Origin of the sequence: Arsenophonus endosymbiont of Crataerina pallida, from assembly GCF_964020125.1 — a bacterium.
In the GTDB taxonomy this organism is placed as follows: domain Bacteria; phylum Pseudomonadota; class Gammaproteobacteria; order Enterobacterales; family Enterobacteriaceae; genus Arsenophonus; species Arsenophonus nilaparvatae.
Window position 1 is genome coordinate 3,477,499 of the sequence record NZ_OZ026540.1, and the last position, 12,524, is coordinate 3,490,022.

A 12,524-nucleotide genomic window follows, 5' to 3' on the forward strand; every position below is an offset into this window, starting at 1 on the left:
TAGTCACTTTTATTTTTTAATATAACTACTCTTTAAGTAAGAGCAGCTATTGTTTGATTTTTATCGATTTTAATCACAACGGCCCATATAACGGCGTTCTGCAATGTGAATGCGAATTTTTTCGCCGATGGATAAGTATTCTGGAACTTGTATTATTAGCCCGGTTGCCATCATAGCTGGTTTTGTTCTTGCATTGGCTGATGCTCCTTTGAGACTTGGTGCTGTCTCTACAATTACCATATCGACAGTTTGCGGAAGTTCTAACGCGATAGCCTGGTTATTCATTACTAAAACTTGCAGTCCAGGTGTTCCTAAAGTAGTAAAGAATAAAAGCTCTTCTTCTATATCTGTTTTATTGAAACTATAGGGAGTAAAATCTTCATTATCCATGAATACATATTCATCAGCCTCAACATAAGAAAAACTTACTGCCCGATGAGTTAAATGGATTGTTTCTAGATTGTCATCGCCCTTAAAACGCTCTTCAACTTTTTGTCCGGTTTTAATATCAGTAAAACGCATTTTGTAGAGTGTGCTAGTGCCTCGTGCACTTGGTGTCTGAATATCAATATCTTTTACTAATAGCAGCTTACCATTTAAGCTTACCGCATAGCCTCGTTTTATTTCATTGGCTCTAGCCATATGAGTTCCTTTCATTAAATAAGTATAATCCCAATTTTATAATAAAATTACCGGCAATTAGAATACAAAGTGATGCTTACTAAGAATTTGCCTCATGACAACTATCAGCACGAAGTATGAGGCGTTGAAATTAATCTTGGCAATCGAAGCGCTACTTATAAACAGGCAAAATATTGAATAGCGCTAATATATGGATAACGGCGTTAATCAAACCAAAAAATATAACAAAATAAATTAATAGATTACCGCCAGGTGCATGATAAACCGCATGAGGAAATTTTTTCCGGCTAGCTTTAGCCATCATTGCCGGCACAATTACTGCCCATATAGTTGCCGCTAGACCAGCAAAACCAATAGCATGAATAAAACCATCAGGGTAGTATAAAGCTAAAAGGGTAGGAGGAATGAAGGTTATCAAAGCGGATTTTAAACGGCCTAGATTATTATCTTTGAATTTAAAAAAATCGGCAATGAAATCAAACAGCCCAAGTGTCACACCTAAAAATGAACTTGCAAGAGCCATATAAGAAAACAGATTTAAACACTGTTTTATAATATTGTTATTAGTGCTGTGATCCATTTGTTTTAATAGCGAGTCAATATTACCACCTTCAGTAATGATTTGTTTAAAGGCAGTGCGCGGTATATTACCTTGAATGGCATATTGCCATAAGATATAAATGACTAAAGCAATAAAAGTGCCATATAACAAACTAAGCACAACCGCTTTACTTTCCTTATGATAATATTTCACTAAGCCGGGCACATTACCATGATAGCCAAAAGAGGTTAGTAAATAAGGTAGAGCAATAAATGCATAAGGTAAATAATCTGTATCCAGACTATTTTTGTTGAATAAGATGGTGGATGAAGCACTATTAAACATGCCACTGACAGACATGATAAAAGTAATAACCATACCGCCAATCAAAATTGTACTTAGACGATCAACCGCTTTAGTCGATAGCCAAACAACAAAAGCGATCAATAAGCTAAATAATAAACCGGCCATAGGGTGATTTATGGGGATGATCTTATTAAGATTATGTGTAATGATCGATCCACCGGCTGAAATATAAGCATAAGTTAAGATATAAAGAACAAATGCAATTGAAATGCTATTTAGCAAATTCCAGCGTGTGCCAAGTAAATCTTTAACCATGGCATGAAAGCTTGCACCAGAAGGATAATTCATGTTGGCTTCTAAAATCATTAAACCAGAAGAAAACATACATACCCAAGTATAAACTAATAAAATGATTGAACCGGTAAACCAGACGCCAGAAGTGACAATAGGAATGGAGAACATACCGGCACCGACGGCAGTGCCAGCGATGATCATAGCACCACCAAATATGGAAGGGCGTTTAATATTTTGTATTACTTCGTTAGCCATTACTATAACTGCCTCTTTTATTATTGATTTTGTGTACTAGCTTGATGATACATTAGGTATGATATTTAAGTAAATTAATATTTTTGCCAGTTAGTTAAAATTGGTTTTAACCCTAGTGTTCGGATGCTGTATTTGATCGAGGGTTGATTTTGATAAATTAATAAAAAGGTTTCTGCTAATTTATTGATCTAATTTTGTTTTCAGCTTTATAAATAATTGCCTAGTGAGATGACGATTAAACAGACAATAATGCAATATTGATCTATTTTTTTACATCATAAAATCACAATAAAAGTTATACCCTACGGCTATTTACCAATAAAAAATAGCCGTACTAGATTAATTTTCATCTATTGTAAGAACGATAAATTTGCTGAAGATTGGTTATTGTTGCGACTTTAACCAGGCGATTTCTTGAGGCCAAAGCTCAGGATTTATGGTTTCTAGGATCAAAGGTATATTATCGAAGCGGTTATCTTTCATAATATAGCTGAAAGCTGTGTAACCGATATTACCTTCTCCTAGGCTTTGGTGGCGATCAACGTGGCTGGCAAATTGGCTTTTGGCATCATTTAAATGCATTGCTCGTAGGTATTGAAAACCGACAATTTTATTAAATTGGGCAAAAGTATTATCGCAAGCTTCGTTTGTTCGTAAGTTGTAACCTGCAGCAAAAGCATGACAAGTATCCAAACAAACACCAACTCGCTGTTTATCTTCAATATCTTCAATTATCGCTGCCAGATGCTCAAATTTAAATCCTAAATTAGAGCCTTGACCGGCAGTATTTTCAATCACAGCAATAACATTTTTAGTTTGCGCTAAAGTAATATTGATTGACTCAGCAATACGGGCGAGGCATACATCAACGCTAATTTTATTCAGATGACTACCTGGGTGAAAATTGAGCAAAGTAATACCTAATTGCTCACAGCGTTGCATTTCATCCAAAAAAGCGGCGCGTGATTTTTTCAGTGCTTCTGTTTCAGGATGGCCTAAATTAATAAGGTAGCTGTCGTGTGGCAGAATTTGCTGTTGGTCAAAACCATATTTTTCACAATTTAGTTTGAATTGTTCAACTGTTTCCGGTTTTAGTGGTGGAGCTTGCCATTGACGCTGATTTTTTGTGAAAAGAGCAAAGGCTGTGGCATTGATTTCGTGGGCACGGAGTACGGCTTGATCAACACCGCCAGCAGCGCTGACGTGGGCTCCAACAAATTTCATTTTTTTCTCCTAATTTTATTTTAATTATGACACTATTGGCTTAAAAAATGAAATGCATAGGCTTAAGTCATTTAGGCATTAATAATGTCTGTTTGTTAACGACAGGGGAGATAAAAAACAAAATTTTATCGGATGTTAATGAAAAATAGATTGCATCGATGAATTTATAAATAACCCACCGATAGTTAGCCAGCCAAAAAGACACAAAGCCATCACCAGTGGTTTGATCCCGGCTTGTCGAATTGCACTTATATGTGTAGTTAATCCAAGTGCAGCCATCGCCATAGATAATAGAATAGTATCAAGGGTAATAATGGATTGAACTAAAATTTGTGGCAATAAATGAAAAGAGTTTATGTATGCAATGATAATAAAAATTATTGCAAACCAAGGGATCACAATAGTGGGCTTTGATTGCGATAAATTGCTAGTTACCATTTTGCGATTTAGATAACCTGATAATATCAATAAAAATGGTGCTAACATCATAACGCGGATCATTTTACTGATCACCGCACTGTTTTCTGCCTCAGGGCTGATCGCATGGCCAACAGCAACCACTTGAGCAACTTCATGAACGCTAGAGCCAACAAAAATACCAAACTGAGCCGGATCAAGTGAAAACCAGTGATGTATTTGATTTAGATGATAAAACCACGGATAGAGAAAAATAGCCAAGGTACCAAAAATAACGACGGTTGCTACCGCAATGGCAACTTTATCTGCCGATGTTTTGATGACAGACTCGGTTGCTAAAACCGCAGCTGCGCCGCAAATGCTACTACCGGCTCCAATCAAAATGGTGGTTTGACTATCCAACTTGAAAAAATATTTGCCTAGTAACAGCGCAATTAAGAATGTAGAAGTTAGCATAATTAAATCGGTCATAATACCAATCGTGCCTACATCCATGATTTGTTGAAATGTCAAACGAAAACCGTACAAAATAATCCCGGTTCTTAATAAATAATGTTTAGCGAATCTGATCCCTTCATCACAAACGGGTTTTACGGCAAAATAAACGGTGTTTCCAATCACAATGCCCAATAAAATCGCCAAGCTTAGAGCACTTAATCCAATATTGGCAAACCATTCGTTATTACCAAGATAAACGGCAATAGTAGTTACAAAACCCGTTAATAATAAGCCAGGGATAAATTTAAAATTTTTATGCTTAATAGGTGTTGCCATAACTGTTTTAACCATAGGTTTATGCAATATGCATTATCTCATTCTGTTATAAGCATATATCATTATAATCTATCTTAAAAATGGATTATTTTTGTATTATCTATTAATAAAAGTGGTAAATTAATAGTTGGCTAGATTATTATGATAGCTTGATTTATGTGATTAATTAATAAAGTGAGCATTGTTATGCGAATAACCCTTAGACAACTTGAAGTTTTTATTGAAATTTTACAATGTGGCTCAACAACACAGGCTGCTCAATCATTGTCATTATCCCAATCAGCTGTAAGTGCTGCTTTAACAGATTTGGAGTCCCAACTTGAGGTGCAGTTATTTGATAGAGTTGGTAAACGTTTAGTTACTAATGAATATGGTCGGCTATTATATCCAAAAGTATTCGCGTTACTTGAACAGGCGACAGAAGTTGAACAGATTTCAAAAAAAGGCTTAGGTGCCGTAAAATTGGCAGCAAGTACGACAATTGGTAACTATATGTTGCCAGGTAAATTGGTACATTATCGTCATGATAATCCGACTATTCCTTTTGAATTATTAATAAATAATACTGCGGAAGTGATTAAAGCGGTACAAGAATTCAAGGTTGACTTAGGATTAATTGAAGGCAGCTGTTATGAATCAGAATTGCTCACTATACCATGGAAAAAAGATCAGCTGGTGGTATTTTGTGCGCCAAATAACCCACTTGCAGGCCGTCAATTAAAGCAACATGAGCTAGAAAATGTGGGCTGGATTTTGCGTGAAAGCGGTTCAGGAACCCGCAATATTGTTGATCAACTGTTATTAAGTAAACTAACTCAGTGCAATATTTTAATTGAATTTAATAATTCTGAAGCCATTAAGCATGCAGTTATGAATAGCATGGGAATAAGCTGTTTATCTTCACTCACGATTGAAGAGCAATTAAAAAATGGCTCATTGGTTGCGTTAAATATCGATAAACTCGAACTTTCACGTACATTATATTTAATTCATCATCAAAATAAGCATTTATCTAAGGCTTTATTACTTTTATTAGAATATTGTCAGTGAATTTTTTAATATCAAGATCCTGCGCAATACTAATAATTTTTAGTCAATTATGAAGGTATCTTATAACTGAGAATAGATGCTTATTTATAGTAACACTGTCTGTTACAATCACTGACGTTAAGATCCACGTTGAATAAAAGGTCATTAATGTCAGAACAATCAACACATACATCACAGGGCGCTACAACAAAATTGCGCCGAGAACTAAAAGCACGTCATTTGACGATGATAGCTATTGGCGGCTCTATTGGTACCGGATTATTTGTTGCTTCCGGCGCAACGGTAGCGCAAGCCGGCCCAGGTGGTGCTTTATTCTCTTATATTATTATTGGTTTAATGGTTTATTTTTTGATGACCAGTTTAGGCGAGCTTGCGGCTTATTTACCCGTTTCTGGCTCTTTTTCTACTTATGGTTCTCGATACGTTGATGAAGGCTTTGGTTTCGCTCTTGGCTGGAATTATTGGTATAACTGGGCGGTCACTATTGCTGTTGACTTAGTTGCAGCGCAATTAGTGATGGGATACTGGTTTCCTGAGATTGATGGCTGGATTTGGAGTGCGATTTTTCTGTTTATCATTTTTATGCTTAATTATATTTCTGTCAAAGGATTTGGCGAGGCAGAGTATTGGTTTTCTTTAATTAAAGTCATTACCGTCATTATTTTTATTGTGGTTGGCATATTAATGATTATTGGCATTTTTCGTGGAGCAGAAAATGCTGGCTGGCATAACTGGCAGATTGGTGAAGCGCCTTTTGTGGGAGGCTTTTTGGCAATGATTGGGGTTGCTATGATCGTCGGTTTTTCTTTTCAGGGTACGGAATTAATTGGTATTGCCGCTGGTGAATCTAAAAATCCAGGTAAAAATATTCCTAAAGCGGTGCGCCAAGTATTTTGGCGGATTTTGTTATTTTATGTTTTTGCTATATTGGTGATCAGTTTAATTATTCCATATACGGATCCACGTTTACTGCGTAATGAGGTAGCTGATATTAGTGTTAGTTCTTTTACCTTGGTTTTTGAAAACGCCGGATTATTATCCGCGGCTGCCGTCATGAACGCGGTTATTTTAACGGCAGTATTATCCGCTGGCAATTCAGGGATGTATGCTTCTACCCGAATGCTATTTACCTTAGCCAAAGAAGGAAAAGCACCAAAAATCTTTTCACGCTTATCACCGGGTGGGGTTCCTCGCTATGCCTTGATTGCAACTACCGTTGTGGCAGCACTCTGTTTTTTAAGTTCAATGTTTGGCAACCAGGTTGTTTACTTATGGTTACTGAATACTTCAGGTATGACCGGATTTATTGCCTGGTTAGGGATTGCTATTAGCCATTATCGTTTTCGTAAAGGTTATATGTTGCAAGGCTATGATTTAAATAAGTTACCCTATCGCTCAGGCTTTTTCCCTATTGGCCCTATTTTTGCTTTTGTTCTCTGTTTAGTCATTACATTAGGCCAAAATTATCAGGCATTTTTAGCGGACAAGATTGACTGGTATGGTGTTATTGCCACCTATATTGGTATCCCTTTATTCCTGGTCATATGGTTTGGTTATAAACTCGTCAAGAAAACCCATTTTGTTCATTATCGGCAGATGGATTTCCCTGAATATGATGAAAATTTAAACAAATAATTGTCAAAAATTCTATCAATTTTCTATCCAGGCACACCCATAAAATGCGTGTGCCGAGCGTTATTTTTTTACTTAGGTCAAAGAATAAATAAAAAAATAACGTTAGTAATAATCGTATTGATAATAATTATTATTTGCTTTATTGTTACGCGCAAATCGGATCAGTTGAATGGAGAGGCAATCAAGTGAAGTTTGCGTGTAGTTTTATCACCAAGGGCGTTAATGGTTGTTTATTAGCGGGTGTAACGTTAATGACATCGTTTGCCGCATGGTCAGTAACGGTTACTGATGTAGTGGGTCGCACTGTTCAGGTACCGGAGAAGGTAAATCGCATTCTGTTGGGAGAAGGACGCTTATTTCATGCGATTGCTTTACTGGAAGGAAATAAACCTTTAGCGCGCATTGTTGGCTGGCAAGGTGATTTTCGTAAACTTGATCCACAATCATATGCGGTTTACAAAGTCAAGTTTCCAGAAATTGACAAAATTCCTTTAATTGGTAATACCAGTGCTGAAAGTGTTAGTGCGGAAAAAGTATTAACCTTAAATCCTGATATTGCTATTTTTGGCCTATCCGGGAACGGCCCAGGCAAAAATAGTGAATTGGTCATGCAACTCGAAAAGGCTGGTGTGCCAGTTGTTTTTGTTGATTTTCGTAGTGAGCCACTAAAAAATACTTTACCGAGTATTCGCTTATTAGGTAAGGCTTTGCATCGGGAGCAACAGGCTGAAAAATACGCCAATTTCTATGAAAAAAATCTTAAGTTAGTAACGGATATTACCAATAAAATTGCTAACGATAAAAAACCCACTGTTTTTATTGAATTAAGAGCGGGCTCGTCCGAAGACTGCTGTGGTACGGCAGGAAACGGTAATATGGGCAATTTTATTGATTTAGCCGGTGGGATAAATATTGCCAAAAATGCGTTACCCGGACCATTAGGGATGATGAACCTTGAGAAGGTCATTGCTGATGATCCTGCAATTTATATTGCCAGTGGAGCCAAGATGCCTGGCAGCAAAGAGCTAGGAGTACAATTAGGTGCTTTATCGTCAGAGCAAGCAGCCATAACCAGTTTAAGCAAAATAACCGAGCGTAAAGGTATCAATACCCTTACAGCCGTTAAAGATGGTCGCAGTTATGCTATTTGGCACAATTATTATAATTCGCCCTATAACGTTATCGTGACACAAGTTTTTGCTAAATGGTTCTATCCAGATAAATTTGCCGATCTGGATCCGCAAACTACGATGAAAGAGTTATATCGTCAATTTTTAGCGATAGAGCCAACGGGCGTCTACTGGGTTAGTCAAGACTCATTAAAAAGCAGGTAATTATTTTCAATGAGTATGACAACTGAACCTATGTCAGCTATTAAGCAGCAAGCTAATCATGATGGCATAAATATTAAGGCTCATTATCAATATATATTGAAACGCCGTATTATATTGATGATGGCAATCATTATGTTAATTGTGCTGTCATTAGTGATTGATTTTACCTTGGGGCCATCAGGTCTTTCAGTAGCCAAGTTATGGCAAACATTTGTCTCACCAGCGAGTGTTGATATTGGTACTCAGGTGATTGTTTGGGATATTCGCTTACCCTATGCATTAATGGCTGTCACTGTTGGTATGTCACTTGGACTGGCGGGTGCTGAAATGCAGACCATCTTAAATAATCCGCTAGCCAGTCCTTTCACATTAGGTGTTTCTAGTGCCGCGTCTTTTGGCGCCGCATTAGCGATCGTTTTTGGCATTGGCATTGCCGGGATCCCTGAACAATGGTTTATTTCGGTTAATGCTTTTATTTTTGCTTTACTAGCGGTCTTAATGCTAGATGCGATCACCCGTTGGACCCGCATTGCAACTTCTGGCGTGGTACTATTTGGTATTGCATTAGTATTTACCTTTAATGCATTAGTTTCGATGATGCAATTTATTGCCACGGAAGATACCTTACAGGGACTAGTCTTCTGGACAATGGGTAGTTTGGCAAAGGCAACCTGGACTAAGCTGGCAATGATGGCCGCCATTTTTGCGGTCATTTTTCCCATTTCCATCATGAGTGCCTGGAAGTTAACTGCGCTACGTTTAGGTGAAGATCGTGCAATCAGTTTTGGTATTGATGTCCGTCGGTTGCGTTTGGCGACATTATTAAGAATTAGTATGTTGGCGGCTTTATCCGTTGCTTTTGTCGGCCCTATTGCTTTTATTGGTTTAGTCGCTCCTCACATTGCTCGCATGATGTTTGGCGAAGATCATCGATTTTATTTACCGGCCAGTGCCTTAATTGGTGCTTTAGTGTTATCGCTAGCTTCGATTGCATCAAAGAACATTATTCCAGGCGTCATTATACCTGTTGGTATTGTCACCTCTTTGGTTGGTGTTCCCTTTTTCTTAAGTATGATCTTGCGACATAGAGGTAATATTTAATGATAAAAGGATTACGAATAAATCAATTTAATGCAGGTTATCCTAAATGTCCGCTGATCCAAAATTTATCCACCGATATTTTACCAACTGGAAAAATTACCGTTTTACTTGGGCCAAATGGTAGTGGTAAATCTACGTTATTGCGTTCTTTAGCTGGATTAAATAGCGCTGCTGGCCAGTTATGGTTGAATGGGCAGGATTTAATGGCGATGAATTTTGCTCAACGTGCCAAACAAGTGGTTTATTTACCGCAATCATTACCAAATGGTGTTCATTTACATGTGCTGGAATCGATTATTGTTGCCCAACGTGCTGCTGGCGGAAATTGCGATCAAATTTGCCAATTAGAGGTTATGAAACTACTACGGCAATTAGGCATAGAGCATCTGGCACTGTGTTATTTAGATCAGCTGTCAGGTGGACAAAAGCAGCTAGTGGGTTTGGCACAATCACTTATTCGGCAACCAAAGCTATTGTTACTCGATGAACCATTAAGTGCGCTGGATTTAAATTATCAATTTCATGTTATGGATTTAATTGCTAAAGAAACTAAGCGCAGAGATATTATTACTATCGTTGTTGTGCACGATATTAATATTGCCTTAAGACACGGTGAACACATATTAATGTTAAAAGAAGGTCGTCTGGTTGCAGAAGGTGCGGCTCGAGAGGTTATTACACCTGAAAATCTGGCTGATGTTTATGGTGTAGTTGGACGCATTGAGCACTGTTCGCAAGGGGTTCCTCAAGTATTAATCGATGGATTAGTCGCTAATTTATTCTAATTAAAAATATCAAATTAATTAGGCTGTGCTTTTCGAGTGAAATAAAAAATTAATAAAAAGACAGGGGAAATTAATTTCACTGGCATTTGAGTGTATGTCGATTATCTGACTAATAAATAATCCTGGTATTTCTTGGAGAATAGGGAATGAATTTTTTTAATAAAAATAAATTAACGTTAATTATTATTATCACGTTTATTTCTGCTGCCGGTTATGCTGCTGAAGATAGCGATACCATTATTGTCACTACCGCAGCTGGTTTTCAGCAAAAAATTGAAGATGCGCCTGCATCTATTTCAGTCATAGAAAGAAAATAATTAGAAGATAAGGCTTATCGTGATGTTACCGATGCATTAAAGGATCTGCCAGGTGTTAATGTGATAGGGGGTGCAAGTAGCACTGATATAAGTATTCGAGGCATGCCAGCAAAGTACACCATGATTTTAGTTGATGGTAAACGGGTAGATACACGCAATACCCGACCCAATAGTGATGGCTCTGGCATAGAACAAGGTTGGTTGCCGCCCTTGGTTGCGATTGAACGTATCGAAGTTGTGCGTGGTTCGATGTCTTCACTTTATGGCTCAGATGCCATGAGGGGCGTGATCAACATCATTACTCGCAAAATAGGTAAAACCCGGCATGGTAGTTTGCGAGCGGATACAACTATCGCTGAACGTAGTAACTCGGGTAATGCGGGTCAGGGTAGTTTTTATCTGGCCGGCCCATTAATTGACGGTGTGTTGGGAATGAAAGCAAATGGTCTTTATTCCCGTCGTAATGAAGATAAATTTGTTGGTGGTTATAAGAAACAGTCAATGGGTAATGCTGGGGTAACATTCTCATTTACTCCCGATGAGCAGAATAATTTTGATTTGGATTTAAAGCACGATGAACAGCAACGTGACTCGACGATTGGTAAAACCCGTGCTTGCACTAAACGGTCATGTGAAGATGATAATACCACTTATCGACGTAATAACTATGCATTGACGCATAACGGTAATTATCAGTGGGGTTCAATGGATACATTTATTCAACGTGATGAATCAGAGAACCCAAGTAGAAAGATGAAATATAATGATAACTTACTTAAAAACCAGACAGTATTTGACTTAGATTCACATAAGCTCAGTATTGGTGGTCAGTATCGTTATGAAGATTTACATGATCAAGACAACCAATTACCGACAGCGACCAATGTTAATAAATTAACCCGTTGGAGTTGGGCATTATTTACCGAAGATGAATGGACGATCACCAATGATTTCAGCTTAACCGCTGGTATTAGAATGGATAAAGATGAGAATTTTGGTGCACATTGGACGCCTCGCTTATATGGTGTTTGGCATATCAATGATCAATGGATACTTAAAGGTGGCGTTTCGACCGGATATCGTTCACCTGATTTACGCCAAGTGGCGCCTAACTGGGGACAAATAACTGGCGGCCAAACAAGTAAAGGGATCATTCTCGGTAATCCAAATTTAAAACCGGAAAAAAGTATTGGTCAGGAAATTGGTTTGTTATGGAATAATCAGGATGACCTGAATATCGGTGTAACAGTTTTTAATACTGATTTTAAAGATAAAATTATGGAATATCGTCTATGTGGCGATAAATTAGCCGCTTGTAGTAATGCGATTATTCCCAATGGCAGTCAATATGATTTTATAAGTACACGTGATAATGTCGATAAGGCAAACTTGCGTGGTATTGAGGCGACATTTGATTGGCAAATTATGGATAATCTATCAATGGCAGCCAATTACACCTACTCAGATTCTGAGCAACTAAGTGGCAATTTTAAGGGCCAAGCCTTTAGTCAAACACCTAAGCATATGGCGAATGCATCGTTAAGCTGGCAGGCAACCACTGAATTAGAAGCTTGGACACGGGTAAATTTCCGTGGTAGAACCAATCAATATCTTTCTCGCTCATCGATGGCGAATGAATTACCCTCTTATACCTTTGTTGATCTGGGAGTAAATTACGCGCTGAGCAAAAATCTTTCTTTATTCACAGGGGTTTATAATATTTTAGATAGGCGTTTAGTGGATAATGATAATAAAGCCCTATTAGATGGCCGCCGTTACAATTTAGGATTAAATTATAACTTTTAAAATCATTTTGAGTTAAAAAGTTAGCTAGCTATACTCATGGTAA

The 12,524-nt window shown here is 37.6% G+C and carries 9 protein-coding genes and 1 pseudogene; 6 read left to right on the forward strand and 4 right to left on the reverse strand.

The genetic code is table 11. The annotated features are described in order from the left end of the window. Positions 1-69: 69 nt before the first annotated feature. The 4 genes from yeiP to AACL31_RS18590 all read right to left on the reverse strand — a co-directional run bounded on the left by yeiP (position 70) and on the right by AACL31_RS18590 (position 4,453). Positions 70-642: an elongation factor P-like protein YeiP gene (gene yeiP / locus AACL31_RS18575; RefSeq protein WP_310512858.1), complete on the reverse strand. Its 573-nt coding sequence runs from the start codon at positions 640-642 to the stop codon at positions 70-72. A 151-nt stretch (positions 643-793) separates the two neighbouring features. After that, a complete protein-coding gene (mtr, locus tag AACL31_RS18580) occupies positions 794-2,038 on the reverse strand; it encodes a tryptophan permease (protein WP_310512857.1) in 1,245 nt (414 codons plus the stop codon). A 384-nt stretch (positions 2,039-2,422) separates the two neighbouring features. Next, positions 2,423-3,262: a deoxyribonuclease IV gene (gene nfo, locus AACL31_RS18585; RefSeq protein WP_310512856.1), complete on the reverse strand. Its 840-nt coding sequence runs from the start codon at positions 3,260-3,262 to the stop codon at positions 2,423-2,425. Between the two features lie 135 nt (positions 3,263-3,397). Beyond that, entirely contained in the window at positions 3,398-4,453 is a 1,056-nt protein-coding gene (locus AACL31_RS18590; RefSeq protein WP_310509443.1) for a YeiH family protein, read from the reverse strand. Positions 4,454-4,639: 186 nt separating this feature from the next. Here AACL31_RS18590 and AACL31_RS18595 point away from each other — a divergent pair, with 186 nt between their 5' ends. The 6 genes and pseudogenes from AACL31_RS18595 (at position 4,640) to AACL31_RS18620 (ending at position 12,481) form a co-directional block, all read left to right on the forward strand. Beyond that, positions 4,640-5,503 carry a LysR family transcriptional regulator gene (locus tag AACL31_RS18595; RefSeq protein ID WP_310512855.1) on the forward strand — a complete coding sequence of 288 codons (864 nt, stop codon included), beginning with the start codon at positions 4,640-4,642 and terminating at the stop codon, positions 5,501-5,503. Positions 5,504-5,650: 147 nt separating this feature from the next. Next, the gene (locus AACL31_RS18600) at positions 5,651-7,138 is read left to right on the forward strand and encodes an amino acid permease (RefSeq protein ID WP_339053504.1); all 1,488 of its coding nucleotides are present in this window, start codon (positions 5,651-5,653) and stop codon (positions 7,136-7,138) included. 251 nt (positions 7,139-7,389) lie between these two features. Continuing rightward, the gene (locus AACL31_RS18605) at positions 7,390-8,472 is read left to right on the forward strand and encodes an ABC transporter substrate-binding protein (RefSeq protein ID WP_310513076.1); all 1,083 of its coding nucleotides are present in this window, start codon (positions 7,390-7,392) and stop codon (positions 8,470-8,472) included. 9 nt (positions 8,473-8,481) lie between these two features. Then, positions 8,482-9,573 carry an iron ABC transporter permease gene (locus tag AACL31_RS18610; protein WP_310513455.1) on the forward strand — a complete coding sequence of 364 codons (1,092 nt, stop codon included), beginning with the start codon at positions 8,482-8,484 and terminating at the stop codon, positions 9,571-9,573. Beyond that, complete coding sequence (locus AACL31_RS18615) at positions 9,573-10,358, forward strand: ABC transporter ATP-binding protein (RefSeq protein WP_310509328.1); 786 nt, start codon at positions 9,573-9,575, stop codon at positions 10,356-10,358. The genes AACL31_RS18610 and AACL31_RS18615 overlap by 1 nt, the downstream gene beginning before the upstream one ends. Positions 10,359-10,504: 146 nt before the next feature. After that, positions 10,505-12,481, forward strand: a pseudogene (locus AACL31_RS18620) (ligand-gated channel protein). The last annotated feature ends 43 nt before the right edge of the window (positions 12,482-12,524 follow it).